Origin of the sequence: Pedobacter yulinensis (assembly GCF_003029735.1) — a bacterium.
In the GTDB taxonomy this organism is placed as follows: Bacteria; Bacteroidota; Bacteroidia; order Sphingobacteriales; family Sphingobacteriaceae; genus Pedobacter; species Pedobacter yulinensis.
The window spans coordinates 210,828-226,888 of sequence record NZ_KZ686269.1 but is presented as its reverse complement, the minus strand read 5'-3'; the positions used below and the strand labels follow the sequence as shown (position 1 = coordinate 226,888).

General features: G+C 50.0%; 16 protein-coding genes. 8 read left to right on the top strand and 8 right to left on the bottom strand.

Annotated features, from left to right (window positions below; translation table 11 throughout):
• The first annotated feature begins 1 nt into the window (after position 1).
• From C7T94_RS08345 to C7T94_RS08335, 3 genes are all read left to right on the top strand, one after another.
• Positions 2-2,194 (top strand): peptidase domain-containing ABC transporter, encoded by a 2,193-nt coding sequence (locus C7T94_RS08345; protein WP_107214919.1) that lies wholly within the window; start codon positions 2-4, stop codon positions 2,192-2,194.
• Positions 2,184-3,491, top strand: coding sequence for an HlyD family secretion protein (locus C7T94_RS08340; RefSeq protein ID WP_107214918.1), 1,308 nt, complete (start codon positions 2,184-2,186; stop codon positions 3,489-3,491). The genes C7T94_RS08345 and C7T94_RS08340 overlap by 11 nt, the downstream gene beginning before the upstream one ends.
• A 331-nt stretch (positions 3,492-3,822) precedes the next feature.
• Positions 3,823-4,206 (top strand): DUF5018 domain-containing protein, encoded by a 384-nt coding sequence (locus tag C7T94_RS08335; protein WP_204353245.1) that lies wholly within the window; start codon positions 3,823-3,825, stop codon positions 4,204-4,206.
• Between the two features lie 147 nt (positions 4,207-4,353).
• Here the strand turns inward: C7T94_RS08335 and C7T94_RS08330 are convergent, their stop codons facing one another.
• The 7 genes from C7T94_RS08330 to C7T94_RS08300 all read right to left on the bottom strand — a co-directional run bounded on the left by C7T94_RS08330 (position 4,354) and on the right by C7T94_RS08300 (position 12,095).
• Positions 4,354-4,755 carry a nuclear transport factor 2 family protein gene (locus C7T94_RS08330; RefSeq protein ID WP_107214916.1) on the bottom strand — a complete coding sequence of 134 codons (402 nt, stop codon included), beginning with the start codon at positions 4,753-4,755 and terminating at the stop codon, positions 4,354-4,356.
• 304 nt (positions 4,756-5,059) lie between these two features.
• Complete coding sequence (locus C7T94_RS08325; RefSeq protein WP_239494960.1) at positions 5,060-5,968, bottom strand: helix-turn-helix domain-containing protein; 909 nt, start codon at positions 5,966-5,968, stop codon at positions 5,060-5,062.
• 29 nt (positions 5,969-5,997) lie between these two features.
• The gene (locus C7T94_RS08320; protein ID WP_107214914.1) at positions 5,998-6,738 is read right to left on the bottom strand and encodes an SDR family oxidoreductase; all 741 of its coding nucleotides are present in this window, start codon (positions 6,736-6,738) and stop codon (positions 5,998-6,000) included.
• Positions 6,739-6,992: 254 nt separating this feature from the next.
• Positions 6,993-8,351: a tRNA uridine-5-carboxymethylaminomethyl(34) synthesis GTPase MnmE gene (gene mnmE / locus C7T94_RS08315; RefSeq protein ID WP_107216012.1), complete on the bottom strand. Its 1,359-nt coding sequence runs from the start codon at positions 8,349-8,351 to the stop codon at positions 6,993-6,995.
• A 223-nt stretch (positions 8,352-8,574) separates the two neighbouring features.
• Positions 8,575-9,258: an MCP four helix bundle domain-containing protein gene (locus C7T94_RS08310; RefSeq protein WP_162618605.1), complete on the bottom strand. Its 684-nt coding sequence runs from the start codon at positions 9,256-9,258 to the stop codon at positions 8,575-8,577.
• 273 nt (positions 9,259-9,531) lie between these two features.
• On the bottom strand, positions 9,532-10,950 hold the full coding sequence (locus C7T94_RS08305) for an ATP-dependent DNA helicase (RefSeq protein WP_107214912.1): 1,419 nt from the start codon (positions 10,948-10,950) through the stop codon (positions 9,532-9,534).
• Between the two features lie 2 nt (positions 10,951-10,952).
• Positions 10,953-12,095 carry a putative sensor domain DACNV-containing protein gene (locus C7T94_RS08300; protein WP_107214911.1) on the bottom strand — a complete coding sequence of 381 codons (1,143 nt, stop codon included), beginning with the start codon at positions 12,093-12,095 and terminating at the stop codon, positions 10,953-10,955.
• 153 nt (positions 12,096-12,248) lie between these two features.
• Here C7T94_RS08300 and C7T94_RS08295 point away from each other — a divergent pair, with 153 nt between their 5' ends.
• The 3 genes from C7T94_RS08295 to coaD are packed head-to-tail and all read left to right on the top strand — an operon-like array spanning position 12,249 to position 14,105.
• Positions 12,249-13,067, top strand: coding sequence for a DUF3822 family protein (locus tag C7T94_RS08295; RefSeq protein WP_162618604.1), 819 nt, complete (start codon positions 12,249-12,251; stop codon positions 13,065-13,067).
• A complete protein-coding gene (locus C7T94_RS08290; protein ID WP_107214909.1) occupies positions 13,055-13,591 on the top strand; it encodes an RsmD family RNA methyltransferase in 537 nt (178 codons plus the stop codon). Before C7T94_RS08295 ends, C7T94_RS08290 begins: the two co-directional genes overlap by 13 nt.
• Before the next feature lie 52 nt (positions 13,592-13,643).
• The gene (gene coaD / locus C7T94_RS08285; protein WP_107216011.1) at positions 13,644-14,105 is read left to right on the top strand and encodes a pantetheine-phosphate adenylyltransferase; all 462 of its coding nucleotides are present in this window, start codon (positions 13,644-13,646) and stop codon (positions 14,103-14,105) included.
• On the opposite strand, the gene C7T94_RS08280 is transcribed toward coaD, so the two are convergent.
• Positions 14,065-14,724 carry an NUDIX hydrolase gene (locus C7T94_RS08280; protein ID WP_107214908.1) on the bottom strand — a complete coding sequence of 220 codons (660 nt, stop codon included), beginning with the start codon at positions 14,722-14,724 and terminating at the stop codon, positions 14,065-14,067. The genes coaD and C7T94_RS08280 overlap by 41 nt on opposite strands.
• On the opposite strand from C7T94_RS08280, the gene pyrE reads away from it, so the two are divergent.
• Together pyrE and C7T94_RS08270 are read left to right on the top strand one after the other, a co-directional pair.
• Positions 14,723-15,382 carry an orotate phosphoribosyltransferase gene (gene pyrE / locus C7T94_RS08275; protein ID WP_107214907.1) on the top strand — a complete coding sequence of 220 codons (660 nt, stop codon included), beginning with the start codon at positions 14,723-14,725 and terminating at the stop codon, positions 15,380-15,382. The genes C7T94_RS08280 and pyrE overlap by 2 nt on opposite strands.
• Positions 15,383-15,433: 51 nt before the next feature.
• Positions 15,434-15,832 carry an SRPBCC family protein gene (locus C7T94_RS08270; RefSeq protein ID WP_107214906.1) on the top strand — a complete coding sequence of 133 codons (399 nt, stop codon included), beginning with the start codon at positions 15,434-15,436 and terminating at the stop codon, positions 15,830-15,832.
• Positions 15,833-16,061: the final 229 nt, after the last annotated feature.

Below are 16,061 nucleotides of genomic sequence, written 5' to 3'. Positions count from 1 at the left end.
CGTGAAAGATTTCCCTTTTTATAAGCAGCCTGATGCGAAAGACTGTGGCCCCACCTGCCTGCGCATCATAGCCAAGCACTACAAAAAAAGTATCCCGCTGCAGCAGCTTAGAAGCCTGTCTGAAACCACCAGGGAAGGCAGTGGCCTTTATTCCCTCAGCACAGCTGCCGAAACCATCGGTTTTAAAACCCTTGGGGTAAAAATCGACTTTCAATTGTTCAAAGAAGATGTACCGCTGCCTTGCATCGTGCATTGGAACAAAAACCACTATGTTGTGGTATACCGTGTGGACAGGGCAGATAACGTCTACATTGCAGATCCGGGTTACGGTTTAATCAGGTACAAAAAGGACGAATTTATAAAACACTGGATTGGCGAAAATGCCACCGAGAATACCGAGGAAGGAATTGCCCTGGTCCTTGAGACCACCCCCGATTTTTTCAAAAACGATTTTGAGGAGGAAGACAAAAAAACAAGTTTCGCTTTTCTCTCCAGGTATTTATTGAAGTACAAATCGCTGATGATCCAGTTGGCACTGGGACTGATTGGCGGCAGCATTTTATCGCTGATTTTTCCGTTTCTTACGCAAAGCATTGTCGACGTAGGCATTCAAAACCAGGACATCAATTTTATATACCTGGTGCTGTTGGCGCAAGTCATGCTGTTTATCGGAAAGACCGGCATAGAAATTATCCGCAGCTGGATTTTACTCCACCTCTCTGCCCGGATCAACATTTCCATCATCTCAGATTTCTTCATCAAACTGATGCGTTTGCCAATCAGTTTCTTTGATACCCGGATGACCGGCGATATCATGCAGCGCATTAATGACCATCACCGGATCGAACAGTTGCTCACCACCTCGTCATTAAACACGCTCTTTTCACTGGTTAACCTGGTTATCTTCAGCATTGTACTGCTGCTGTACGACTACCGGCTTTTTGGTGTTTATCTGCTGGGCGCGCTCCTTTATGTAGCATGGATCAGCTTTTTCCTTGGGAAAAGAAAAGAACTGGATTATAAAATGTTCTCTAACATCTCGCAGGAGCAGAGTATGGTCATCGAACTGATCAACGGCATGCAGGAAATCAAGATGCACAATGCCGAAAAACAAAAACGCTGGAATTGGGAGTTCCTGCAGGTCAAGCTGTTCAAGATCAAGATCAAATCGCTCTCTCTTGAGCAATGGCAGTCTGTTGGCGGAGGTTTCATTAACCAGATCAAAGACATTCTGGTCAGCTTTCTTGCTGCCAAACTCGTGTTATCCGGCAACCTGACCCTGGGCATGATGCTGTCGGTACAATACATCATCGGGCAGTTAAATTCGCCGCTGCTGCAGCTCATCCAGTTCATCAAACAGTCGCAGGACGCAAAAATTGCCCTGGAACGATTGGGTGAAATTCACGATAAGGAAGATGAAGAAACCGTCGACCGGCAGTATTTGAACGAAATCCCGCAGAAAGACATCGCCTTGACTCAGGTCACTTTCCGGTATACGGGTGCTGAGTCTTTCGTATTCCAGGACTTAAACCTGGTCATTCCCTACCAAAAAACGACGGCTATAGTAGGTGCCAGCGGCAGCGGAAAAACCACGCTCTTAAAACTGCTGACAAAGTTTTACGATCCTAACCAGGGTGATGTAAAGCTGGGCAACACCGATCTAAAACATATTGCCGCCAGTTACTGGCGTGAACACTGCGGCACCGTGATGCAGGAAAGTTATGTTTTTAACGACACCATTGCCAACAACATTGCTGTTGGTGAAGATGCCATTGATAAGGAAAAACTGCGAAAGGCTGTTGAGATAGCCAACATCAAAGACTTTATCGAAGACCTGCCCCTGAGTTACAACACAAAAATCGGCAACGAAGGAATTGGCCTCAGCGGCGGTCAGAAGCAGCGTTTGTTTATTGCACGGGCGGTATACAAATCGCCTGATTACATCTTTTTTGACGAGGCAACAAGCGCCCTCGATGCCAACAACGAACGGGTCATTATCGAAAATCTAGCACAGTTTTTTAAAGGCAAAACTGCCGTGATTATTGCCCACCGGTTGTCGACCGTTAAACATGCAGACAAGATTGTTGTGCTTGATAAGGGTGTGGTGGTTGAAGAGGGCAACCACCAGGAATTGGTGGCCAAAAAGGGAGAATATTACAGGTTAATCAAAAATCAGCTTGAACTTGGAAACTAAAGCAGACGTGTTAGACCGCATTGAACTGCGTTCGGAAGCCGTTCAGGATGTGCTATCAGAACCGCCCCATTGGATGTTCCGCTGGGGCAATGCCGTCATATTGGGCATTATTCTGATGATCCTTTTGATGAGTTATTTCATCAGGTATCCGGAATTTGTGCCCGCTACAATCACCGTGACCGCCCAAAACTCGCCGGAGAAACTGGAAGCCACCATAGACTCCAGGATTGAAAAAATTTTTATCAGGGATCATCAAAAGGTGCGCAAAGGCGATATCCTTATGGTCTTGCAATCGACGGCAAACTACCGGCATATTTTACAGCTAAAACAAGTGATCGATTCCGTTGCACCCGGTCAGGTGAGTGACCTACCCGTGGCCCGGCTTGCAAACTTTAACCTGGGCGAACTGCAGAGCGACTTCAATAGTTTTGCTAAGGCTTTCCAGGACGAGAAATTATTTAACAAGCTAAAGCCCTATGCTCCGGAAAACATTGCTACCAACCAGAATCTGGCTGCCTACAACAGCAGAATTGTCATGCTGAAGGAGCAAAAAGGTTTAGAACTGGAAAAGTTCGGGCTGGTAAAAAAAAGTTTCAACCGTGCACAACAGCTTTTCAACGGCAAAGTGATCTCTATAGCTGAATATGAAACCGAAAAAATGAAATTGCTGCAGGCACAGCAGAGTATAGAGGCCACAAACATCGCCATATCACAGACACAGGAAGCCATTGCCAATTTGCACAAAACCAGAAGCGGCACCGACATCAACTCGGAGAAGGATAAGATCAACCTCGCCTCGCAAACCCTGCAGCTCTTTGAGCAATTAAGAAAGTCGTTGCGCGAATGGGAGCAAAATTATCTGATTATATCTTCGACAGATGGCACCGCAACCTTTCAGCAATTCTGGGCGGAAAATCAATTTCTGAAACGTGGCAACCCCATCTTAACTATCTTGCCCGATCACCAGCAAGGTCTGATCGGCCGAATGCTGGTACCTGCGGTTAACTCCGGAAAAATTGAAAAAGGCGAAAAAGTGCTGATCAAATTAGACAACTACCGCTACCAGGAATATGGAATTGTGGAAGGACGGGTTCAAAACATCTCTTTTACACCCGATGACAAGGGGAATTATTATGTCGATGTGACCCTACCCAAAGGATTGACCACCTCGTACAACAAAAAACTGGTGCTCGACAAGGAGCTCAAGGGCAACGCCGAAATCGTGACACAAGACCTTAGGCTGATAGAACGGTTCTTTTACCAGGTTGCGAAATTGACGGTGTATCAGGGGAAATAAAGTGCACAATCATCAGGATGCTTTCTAGACCGATCAACAGTCAATCCCAACCTTCAGCACCGAGGTCGGCAATGAAAAGATCCTCCTGTGATGATTGCTGCGGGTCTTGCTAAACCCTGATGAACGTAGTGGGGCATTAACCGTATACAGCGATAACTTTGGTGGTAGATTACCTGAAACAATGCGTTGAATGTTGTCCATAATAGCAGCCTATATTTGGGAATGGGAGGCCGTATTTGGATAAACCTTTTGGAATGGATTCGTGTTATGATGACTCCAACCCAAACAATTGGAATGATTACCTATGTATAAAATTAAATCCAGGCTTATAATGGGTGGTTTACTCATCGCAACCTTAAGCTGTTCAGTATCTGGCTGTAAAAAAGACCAACCAAACGAGCAACCAGAACAAACCAGATCATCGCAAAAGGACATTCTTACGTTCGAATTTTTCAAAGCGGACAACAGCAACCTTACGGCCGATTACAATACGTTACAGACGGGCAATACCATTGCTGCAACCCTACCATCAGGTACGAATTTAAGCGCATTGAAAGCAGCCTTCACTGTTTCCAAAAATGCTGTTGTACTGGTGAATGGTCAGTTGCAAACCAGTCAGGTAAGCGTTAATAATTTCACACAGCCGGTTATTTACACGGTTAAAGCAGAAGACGGAAGCACAAAAAACTACACGGTTACGATTACCACCAGATAGCGACTTGCTCTGTGCCTGTGTTGTCATACAATAAAATGGTGTAAGATACCAGGGTTGATCATTTTATCAGGGTTGTGCTCAGGATGCCGACTGCCCCTGAGCATAACGGCTCTCTGTGCGAGCAAGCGAAATTGCCATATTTGCGGCTCAAATATCCAGTAACGCCTGTGAAACGGCATAACTGTCTTCCAACAAGGTATATTCAACGATTTTATCTCCGAGGACTGTGAAATGAATAAAAAATAAAGAACTCACAACTTTTCCTGTTTTTAACATCCTGGTAGTAAAGGCGCCCTTTATGATGACGTTATGATCATCATACAGGATCGTTGCAATTTCACCTGAAACAGGTTCCGTCTCTTTCCATAGCATCTCGAAAAAGTCGCGGATTTCTGGTTTATTTTTTCTTACGCCCAGCCATTTTATATTGGTTACGTCGCCGGGAATCTCCCACTTCACCTCGTCTGCGAAAAGGTTCATCAGCTTTTCCAGGTTTCGTTGTTGTAAATAGTGCAGAAAGTCTTTCGTTATTGCGTGCGTATTACTCATTGTTGGCGCTTATGTTGATTTTGGTCTGTAAAGATATTTTGAAATCAGCAGGTACCCGTTGTCATTCCGCGCCAAACAATTGACTTTATGCGCCAAAATAGAATCAGGAGTAAGGAACCGAGAATGAGGACCATGGCGCAGAACCCGGCGTTTCTCAGGCCATCTGGGGCATTCCTTCCTGATCGAAACAAGTCAGTGGGATAACTTCCCGGCCGGGTAGCTAAACTTTTTGGTTCGGGCGGAATCAATTCAGTGAATGAAGATCTCAGAAGATTGGATCGCAAGCGTAGCAACGCGCGGCCTTCTAATGCGCACCGATTTGTTGCCGCCTGTACTGTGCCGGCGATACATTGGTTCGCTGTTTAAACAGTTTATTGAAAGACTGGGGATGTTCGAATCCCAGTTGATAGGCGATCTCGGCAGTTGTCAGGCTGGTATGGTTCAACAGTACTTTCGCTTTGTTTATCAGTGCAAGATGAATATGCTGCTGCGTTGTTTTTCCTGTCAGAGACGTGAGCATATCGGAAAGATAACGCTGGGATACATTCAGATGGATAGCGAGATCCTGCGGTGAAGGTAATCCCTTGATGACAGCCTCGTCAAGTCGCTCGGCAAGCCGCTCGCCCATCCTCACGATCAGTTCATGATAAATACCCTGTCTTGTCTGAAACTGCCGACTGTAAAACCGGTTGCTATGGTTGAGCAACAGGTCCAGTTGAGAGACCAATACATCGTCACTAAACTGATCGATATGGTTATGCAACTCCACATCAATGGATTGAAAAAGTCCTTCCATAGTGAGTTTTTCGTCTGCCGACAGAAATAAGGCTTCTGCTACAGAATAATCGAAAAATCCGTAGCGATGAATGCGTTGTGCCAGATCATGGTTAGCCAGCAGATCAGGATGAAAATATAACGCATAGCCCTGGTAGTCGCCCGGCTCGGCCGTCATTTGCACAATCTGACCCGGGGCGAGGAAAGCCATCCCACCTTCCTTGAAAATATAGCTGCCAGGGCCATACCTCATGCTGCCGTTAAAATCCTTTTTGAAAGTTATTTTGTAAAAATCCAGCGTGACACCAATACCCGCGTTGTGCAGGTCGACCTGAACCGCATCATAATTTAACAGCGCGATCAGTGGATGGGCCGGCGCGCCAAGCCCCATAAACTGGAAAAGATCAGTTATGGTATCGAAATTCAGTGTGTGAAGCAAGCTTAAATTCTAATAACTAAATATACGCATTATCCCTGAACGGTAGGTCTGATGACGATATCGCCCACATCGATATCAGGTGTTTGACCAATGGCATAAACGACAGCCTCCGCGATCGACTCCGGAGATATGGAAATCTGATCTGCGATTTCCTGGTGGGTTGCACGTATTGCTTCACTCTTGATATTGCTTAAAAATTCCGTTGCTACGTAACCCGGTGAAATGCCGGTTACCCGCCACCGTCCCTTAGATTCCTGACGAAGCGCTTCACTGATTGTGCGTACGGCATTCTTTGTTCCGGCATAAACACCCATGGTGGGCACGATCAGGATGCCGGCTGTTGAGATCACATTTACAAAATGCCCCGACCCGTTTTTAACAAATTCAGGCATGGCGGCGGCTATGCCGTAAAGTGTGCCCTTGATATTTACATCGATCATTTGCTCCCAGCCTTCCACATCCATTTCTTCCATGAGCTGTAAGTGCGCTACACCGGCATTGTTGACCAGAACATCCAGCCGGCCAAAACGCGCAACAGCCAAAGCCACCAAAGCCTCAAGGTCTTTAAGGTTGGTTACATCCGTTTCTGCGTAAGCAGCCTGGCCACCATGGTCAGTAATCGATTGAACAAGGTGCTTCAATTTTTCGGCGCGGCGCGCACCCAGAACAACTTTCGCACCCGAAGCGGCCAATGTTTCGGCGGTTGCTTTGCCGATACCGCTGCTGGCACCGGTAATGACAACTACTTTCCCTGCTATTAAATTTTCCATGTAGATCTTTTTACAACACAAAGATCCTTATAGCGGGCAGCATGAGCGTAGCCGAAATGGTTTCATGTGTAGTCGTTTTGGGAGGTTGGAGACAGAGGGAACAAACCGGCTAAAAAGGAACAAATAAGGAACAAAACCATGCAAAACAGATCCTGAATTTCGCAAAGCTCCGCAAAGAGAAATCCACATAACTAGCTAAAATTAAGCGGATTACCTTGATTTTGTTAGATGTAAGTTTGTATTATTTTGATGGTTTACTTCCCAATACAAAACTTACTAAAAATATTCTCCAGCAAATCGTCTGTGGTTACCGTCCCGGTAATCTCACCGAGGTAGTGCAGGGCCTGCCGGATGTCCATGGCAAGGAAATCTGAAGCGACCGGTGCATCAATGTGCTGCAGCACCCGCTCCAGCGCCGCCGAGGTGTTTTTCAGGGCTTCTACATGCCTAATGTTGGTCACCAGCGTCTCGTCGGTATTGATGCGGTGCAGGTTTACTTTCTCCAGCAGCACTTTTTTCAGGTCCTCTACACCCTTGCCTTCCTTCGCCGAAAGGAAAAAAGCATCGATGCCGGCAAAAGCTTCTTTGCCTTCCGCGCCAAGCAGGTCGGCCTTGTTGATCAGCACCAGGTGCGGAATGTCCAGCGCCTGCAGTTCCTCCAGTTGCGCGCGTATCTCAGCCGGTTGCTGCAGGGCATCGGCCATGTAAATGATCAGGCGTGCCTGCTTCATTTTTTCGCGCGTGCGGGCTACCCCCTGCGCTTCGATCAGGTCGGCGGTTTCGCGGATGCCCGCGGTATCAATAAAGCGGAACAGCACGCCACCAATGTTCAGCTCGTCTTCGATCGTATCGCGCGTGGTGCCGGCAATGTCAGACACAATGGCCCGCTCCTCGTTCAGCAAGGCATTCAGCAGGGTCGATTTGCCCACGTTTGGTTTGCCGGCAATGACCACCGGCACACCGTTTTTCAGCACGTTGCCGGTTTCAAAGGAGGCAATCAAACGGTCCAGCACAGCACCGATCTGCAGAATAAGCTGCTTCAACTGCCCACGGTTGGCAAATTCCACATCCTCTTCGCCAAAATCCAGCTCCAGCTCAATCATGGAGGCAAAATGGATCAGCTGATCGCGGAGCGCGGCCAGTTCTTTGGAAAATCCGCCGCGCATCTGCTGCATGGCCACCTCATGCGAGGCTTTGCTGTTCGAAGCAATGAGGTCGGCCACCGCCTCTGCCCTGCTCAGGTCCATACCACCGTTGAGAAAAGCCCGCAGGGTAAACTCACCCGGCCTGGCCGCACGCGCACCCTTCCTGATCAGCAGCTGGATGATCTGCTGAATGATATAATTCGAGCCGTGACAGCTGATCTCGGCCACATTTTCGCGCGTGTACGAGCGCGGCGTTTTGTATAAACCAACCACCACTTCGTCCAGCACAATGTTGCCATCGGTAATGAGCCCGAAATGCAGCGTATGCGTTTCCTGTGCTTCCAGCTCTTTGCCTTTAAATACCCTGCTTACAATAGATATGGCCTGTGTTCCTGAAAGGCGAATTACGCCAATTGCACCGCTTCCGGGCGGCGTAGACAAGGCAACAATGGTATCTGTATCGGTCATGTGCTGAAATAAAAGACAAAAGTACGGCTTTCCCGGACGGGCAACAAAAAAAGGAAGGCTTAAAAAACCTTCCTTCAGGAGCTTCAAAACGGTCGAGGTTAATCGTCTGATTCCGGGCCTTCAAAATGAAGAGCCCGAAACCTCAAAAACCTTATGAAAACTCTGCTATAAAAACACCTGTAACCGCAAAAGGTTTTCTGCAATTTTAAAACCCCTGGGAATATCAGTTCAGTTTAAATTTATCCTGCTGTACGTTAACCGTTTTGGAGGCAAACAGCAGCGATACGATCACCGCACCGATCAGGATGGCCAGCGCCGTCTGCACGAATGAATACAGTTTGGTGCCCGAAACAAACACATCGCTGCCGGCCAGCAGTTCGTCGGCCACGGCATGCTGAATGGAAATCAGTTTGGCAAGGTGCAGGTTGGTCTGACGCGCATGTTCCCGTGCCTCCGCCTCGTACAACTGCAGCGCCGCCCGCCGTTCTCCCGAGCGGTACAGCGCCAGCACCGAAGTCTCGGCCTGCCTTTCGCGCCGCAGCTGCTCCCTGAAAAGTGCGAGTTGCTGTTTTTCGGTCTTTACCAGGTAGGTGCGGCTATATTTGGTTACCAGCGAGTCCAGGATGCCGTTGCTCCTGGCCAGTTGAGGTCCCGGATCGGCCACTGCCCCCTGGCTGTCGTACAGCAGCGCATGACTCAGCGCCCGTTCTTTGGCATGCAGTTGTTCGCCCACAAAAAACAGGTCTGTAGCCGGCACCAGCCGGTCTTTATACAGCGAGACAAAAGACTCGTTGATGCTTTTTACACTCTTGTCTTCCAGGATCCTGATCAGCAGAAGACACCCCATCACACAAAACAACAGCAGGGCTACCCTGATCTTGTTCTTAAAAAAATAAGCGAAGTCCATATGGAACCCCGGGGGCGATTGGCGACCCGCGAAGTACCCAAATATACCGAAACCAAACAACATGGTGCAGGGCAAAGCGCCACCTCATGTTACCACCTGCAAGACAAGAAGATACTGAATTACCTGTTATGGAAAAGCACGGTCAGTGCAGCACTTAAAGGCCGTTCTGCTCTTCGCTGTAGCCCTCGTACCCCGGGGCTGCCGCTGCGATCCGGTTTAGCCGGCAAAGACAGTGCTGCCAGGCTGCACAGCGACGCCCCAGGCATCAGCCGGTCAAAATTCTTCAGCCGCCTGGCCAAAGAAATTCGGGGCAAAATTCACCAGGTAAAGCTGTTTCCTGGCCCTGGTAATGGCGGTATAGAGCCACCGCAGAAAGTCGAGATCGATCATTTCTTCAGTCAGGTAACCCTGGTCCACAAACACCGCATCCCACTGGCCACCCTGCGCTTTGTGACAGGTTACGGCATAAGAAAACTTGATCTGCAAGGCGTTGTAAAAGGGATCTTCCTTAATGGCACGCATCACCGCAGCCCGGCTGCCCAGGTGCGCATAGTCTTCGAGCAGACCTTCGTACAAACGTTTGCCAGCCTCATACGGCAGGCTTGGCGTTTCGGCCTGTAACGTGTCAAGCATGACCTTACAGGTCACAATGCCTGCTGCCGGGAAATCGCTCAGTTCGATCTGTGCGTCCATGAACCGGAGGCCATACCTTTCCTCTTCGCCCCGCACCCGGATAATGCGTGCCATATCGCCATTGGCAATAAAGGCTGCCTCTTCGTTTTCGGGCAGCCAGAAGTAATTATTCTTGACAATCATGATGCGGTCGCCCCCGGTCAGCTCTTCTTCCCGGTACAGCAGCCGTGCGCGGATCTGGTTGTTGTAGGTATTGGCCGATTTGTTTGAGCGGCATACCACCAGTGTGGATTCTTCGCCAAACTCACGATAAGCATATTCAAGCCCCTCGACCATCCGGTGTCCGGTCATCCTGAAAATATCGCTGAAATCTTTGGTCACAAAGCGTGGCAGGGCAACTTTGTTGCCCCTGATGAAATTGCGCAGCAGTGTGGCATTGCGCAAAATGCCCGATTGTTTCTGCTGCCGCAAAACTTCTTTCAGCTCAACACCGCGAACCCGCAGGTCATAGCGGTCTTTCAGGTATTTGGGCTGCAAAGCCGGGCTTTCGGCACTGCCAACGGGTGGCAGCTGCCCGGTGTCGCCCACGAAAAGAAGCAGGCAATTTTTGTCGTTGTAGACAAATTCGAGCAGATCGGCAAGCAGCGAACTGCCGCGTTCGTTCCGCTCATCGGCAATCATCGAGGCCTCGTCTACAATGAACAGCGTATCTTGCGCCAGGTTGGGCGCAAGCTGGAAAGCCAGGTCATGCCCCACGGCAGAGCGCTTGCGGTAAATGCGTTTGTGGATGGTGAAGGCCTTGCGCCCTGAGTAATTGCCCATGACTTTAGCCGCGCGGCCTGTCGGGGCCAGCAGCTCGGCCTTAAACCCGAAACTGCGCAGCGCCCGGACCAGGGCAGACAAAGAGGTCGTTTTACCGGTTCCGGCATACCCGCGCAGCACAAAACACCCGTCTTGCGGGCGCTCGTCCAAAAAAGCGGCCATTTCGCTGCAGAAGGTCAGCTGCTCGGCCGTTGGTGTGAAAGGGTAGGCGGCAGCAATGAGGGCGGCTTTACTCATGTCTACAGCAATAAGGTATCAATGCGGTGTGCAAGTACCCGCTGCTGGGTATCTGACCAGGTGAAGACCGTGAAATGGCCATCCTGAGAGGCAACCAGCCCCAGCGCATGATGCTCGTCGTTCACAAACTGGGCTACCGAGAAATGCCGGGTGCCGCCAATTTTTCCGGGATGCACCACCACCTGTTCGCCACCCACCACAGGCTCGATCAGCGCTACATCGCCAACCAGCGGTTTGCCTTGTGCCCGGCCCAGTTTGGAGCCGAAGGCCAGCAACTGGAAATTGCTGTTGATCAGCGTAGCACCGTCAACCGCGGTCAGGCCCGATAAGTGCTCCACTTCGCGCTGCAGCGCACTGATCCAATACAGCTCGCTCACATTGCCAGCCTGTTGCCTGATCAGTTTGCCCAGGCCGCAGAAAGCCGGATCAAGCGCGTATTGCATGGGTTTAATGACCGAATCGCTCCAGCTGGCCGAGGCCGCATCGACCACGATCAGCGAGCCGCCGCGCCCATGGGCACGCATGGATACAGCCAGCTGAATCAGCACGTTCGTGGGATCGTTCCAGGAAGATACCCCTGCCTGGTCAAGCAAGGATTTGACCAGCGGCGGTGAGTCGGGCAGCGATGCAATCCGCTCGTCGACCACTTTAACCTGGTCGCCCTTCAAAACAGCAACATTCGTAAATTTACCGAAACCCGATATCCGGCGGTGTTTAATAACCAGCAAAGCCGGCTCTGATACGTCCAGGACGAAACAGAAATTAGGAATGATCTGTGTCGTGCCCCAGATCATCAGTTCGTCTTCAAATTTCCAGATGCCCAGGTGTATGCCCGCCCGTTCCACACCCGGCGCGATTTTGGTCAGCAAGGTTGGGGTTAGCGGCAGCGCATGCTGAAATATGAGTGCGCCCATGGCTTTGTCTGGCGGCAGGTAGGCCAGTGAGATCTTGGGTGAATGGCCTTCTTCCCGGCGCAAACTGGCCCAGAAAGCAGCATCGATCATGCTTTCGATCGACTTGCGGTCGGGCAAAGGCGCAACCCCCTGTTCGCCGCTGTCGTTCGCCGCCCCGATATGACGGGAAAAATGTTTTTCTACTACTTCTGATACTGTTGCCGCCGCTTCGTACGTAGACCTGTATTTCATATAAATGCGTATGCTGTAAGTGAACCGGCCTCTTGCTGCCGGTTTTTGAGCATAAAGGTAACAATTGTATTCCTCTTTCAGACGGCCTTCAGGTCGGCCGGCGGTAAAATTGACGCAGACCCGTTTATTAAAAAAAGTTCTACTTTTGCTGGGATGAACAGCAACAACAGCATCTTTCTTTCCACCCCCGACTTTCAGGGCCGCCGCGAAGCGGCCGATGAACTGCTGGTCCGCATTACCGAACATTCGTTCTCGTATGCGGTGATCGGCGAGGGTGGCGAATTGCTGAAAGCCCTGTTTGATCGGCCGGAATGCAGCGATGGCGCTGCCGACGCACTCAGCGCCCTGGCGAACGACCCGGTCTTCGCACTGCCCTTTGCACGGGTCGTCGTAGCCGCTCAGACCGACAACATCATTTTCGTCCCGCCCGCACTTTTAGCCGACGATCCGACAGCTTATGCCAAATACTTCAGGTTCACTGATGGCGAAGCGCTCCACAGCCACCACGAAGACGTCTTCAATACCGTCTTTACGGTCCCTGCAAAGGTTGAGCGCTTCGTGAACCAGCTTGAGGCGGCCGAGCTCCTGCCACTCGCCTCACCTGCACTCAAAATGACACGGCACCTGCAGCACCATGCCCTGCTGCTCGATTTTACGCCCCGGCACGTTTCGTTCTTATACCATAAAGACGGCCTGCCCGTATTTTTCCAGACCTATGAAGTTGAGGGCCCGGAAGAACTGAACTATTATTTACTGCTGCTCATTGACAGCCTGGACCTGGCACCCGAAACCGTTGTTTACCTCTGCGGAATTGTTCATGAAGATGATGCCGCCTGGTCTTGTGTAGGTAAATATTTCGTAAACAGGCATTTTTTTCTTCCCGAACAGTCCGGAATTGACCTCGACCTGCTCAACGAACTTCCTGCGCAGTATTACAGCACGCTTTTGGCCCAGCGGTTATGCGGATCATAGGTGGCAGATTAAAAGGCGTTCGCCTGCAGCCGCCTGCAAACCTGCCGGTCAGGCCGACGACAGACATGGCGAAAGAAGCGCTTTTCAATATCCTGAACAATTCATTCGATCTAGACCAGGTCCGGGTGCTCGATCTGTTTTGTGGCACCGGCAACGTTTCGCTTGAATTTGCCTCGCGCGGTGCTGAAGCGGTGACTGCCGTAGACCAGCACATGGGCTGTGTTAAATGGGTAAAGGATACCGCCGCAAAACACAACCTGGACAATATTGCCGTCAGGCGGGCCGATGTATTTAAACTGCTTCTCGAACAGCAGGCACCTTTCGATCTTATTTTTGCAGACCCGCCTTATCAATTGCCTTCCATCCCGCAAATACCCGCCCTGGTTCATGCGCAGGGCTTGCTGCGCCCCGGCGGCTGGCTCATCGTAGAGCACCAGAGCATGATGCAGCTCAGCAACCAGCCCGCTTACGCAGAAACGCGGAAATACGGAAATTCCTCGTTTAGTTTTTTCAAAAACCCATAATTTTTTAGTTCTTTGCTCATACCGGCCCTTGCCGGATCAACAAAAGAAACTCATGAAAATTGCCCTGTTTCCGGGTTCGTTCGACCCCATTACCGTTGCACATGTCGATATCCTGATGAGGGCGCTTCCGCTGTTCGATAAGATCGTGGTCGGCATCGGCATCAACAGTTCCAAACAGGGCCTGTTGCCCATTGAAACGCGCGAAGCCATGCTTCGCGAGCTGTTCAAAAACGAAACGCAGATCGAGGTGCAGCTTTATGAGGGGCTGACCGTTAATTTTTGCCGGCAGATCAACGCGTCTTACATGCTCAGGGGCATCCGGTCGGCCGCCGACTTTGAATATGAGCGCGCCATTGCGCAAATTAACCAGACCATGTTGCCCGGGGTCGAAACCATCCTGCTGTTGAGCAAGCCGGAATACTCGGCCGTCAGTTCGACCATTGTCAGGGACATTCTGCGCAACAAAGGCGATGTCAGTCCTTTTGTGCCGAAGGGAACGCTGCCGTACCTGTAGCCTGTCCGGGTAAAAGGTTTGCAGTAAGGAGCACATCGACGATTGAGGGAAAAGTATTGGTCAGCACCGAAGGTATTTCTTCAGCTTTCATCCAGACCGCACGCGTAATGCCCTCCTCAACCTGGGGCACCAGTTTGGGTTCGCCTTTTACTTTCATGCGGTACCAGTTCGTCTTCTTCAGCGCATAACCGTCATTGTAGGGATAGACATGATAGGTTTTGCACAGCTTTTCTTCCCGTTTAGCCACCTCGATACCGCATTCTTCTTCAACCTCACGGACGGCCGCGATCTTCATTTTTTCACCCTTTTCCAGTTTCCCTTTGGGCAGATCCCATTTACCATTGCGAAAAATAAAAAGGTACCTGCCTTTTGCGCTCTCGGCAAGTCCGCCGGCGGCTTTAATCAGCTCACAGCTCTTTTTAACCCGCTGAAATATCTTTTTGGGGTCAGACCCGATCAAAATATAATTCCGTTTTCCGGTCTTACCGAGACCGTTACAAAATGCCGGAAAATCAAAGCCCTGTGTGTCAAGTTGTTGAATTTTATCAGCAAGAACCGGGACGGAATCTGCAATAAAAAGGGTGTTGTCGTTGATATAAATTCTGTATTTTTGGGCCATGTACAATAAAAGTGATATTGAATTAAAGGTAGCTGAATTCTTGTTACAAATTAAAGCAATTAAATTGCAACCTGCCAACCCGTTTACCTGGGCTTCGGGCTGGAAATCCCCTATTTATTGCGACAACCGCGTCACCTTATCGCATCCTTCTGTTCGTACCTACATCCGGCAAAAGCTTTCACAGCTGGTCCAGGAAGAGTTTGGCTCGGTCGATCTCATTGCCGGCGTAGCCACAGCGGGGATTCCGCAGGGTGTACTTGTTGCCCAGGATCTGGGCCTTCCTTTTGCCTATGTGCGTTCAAAAGCCAAAGAACATGGAACCGGCAGCCTGATTGAAGGTGAAATTTCTGAAGGGCAAAGAGTTGTTGTGGTTGAAGACCTCATTTCGACCGGAAAAAGCAGCCTGCAGGCAGTTGAAGCGTTGCGCGCAGCCGGTTGTACTGTTGCGGGGCTCGTCTCCATTTTTACCTATGGATTCGATGTGGCTGAAGAAAATTTCAAAGCTGCCAAATGCCGTCATGCCAGCCTGTCAAATTACGGTGCATTGCTGGAGTACGCGGCCGAGCACAGCTTCATTATGAAAAATGACATTGAGCTGCTGAACAAATGGCGCCAGGACCCGGCAAACTGGGGTCAGCAAACCGTAACCGGCCAATAAACCAAAATAAGTTAACCGCGCGCATCTGCGCCGACCACTAAACCGCAGAACATGACCATTATCGAGAACACTGTTACCATTGCGCGGCCCGTACAGGATGTTTTTAATTTCCTGACCGATATGAACAACCACCAGCAGCTGATGCCTGAAAACATTTACAACTGGTCATCCACGCGCGATGAAGCCCGGTTTACCATTCAGAACATGGCCAAGCTTGCGATTCACATTTCAGAACGGAAAGAGTTTTCAGAGATCATCGCAGTCCCATCAGAACAGGCGCCTTTCGGGGTAGAATTGAAGTGGACCCTAGAAGACCTGGGCAATGGCTCGACCGCAGCGAAACACATCATCTCGGCCGATCTGAATATGATGATGAAAATGCTGGCTTCTGGTCCGCTACAAAAACTGGTGAACCACCAAACTGAAAAGTTAAAAGAGATCCTGGGCTAACATTGCCAGGCTAAATATAACAGAGCGCGCGTCGGCCAGACCCGCGCTTTTTTTATGTCGTCGAACTTTGCGGCCTGAGAAGCTCCAGGATAAAAAGTACCACCACCATAAATACCGCCACTACCGCATACAAAAATCTGATCATACCTTTTTTATTTTTTCTTCATAACAGCCTGTGCCCGGATTGGTTTGTCACAAAGTCAGATCAGACATAAGTTCAGGTCAACTT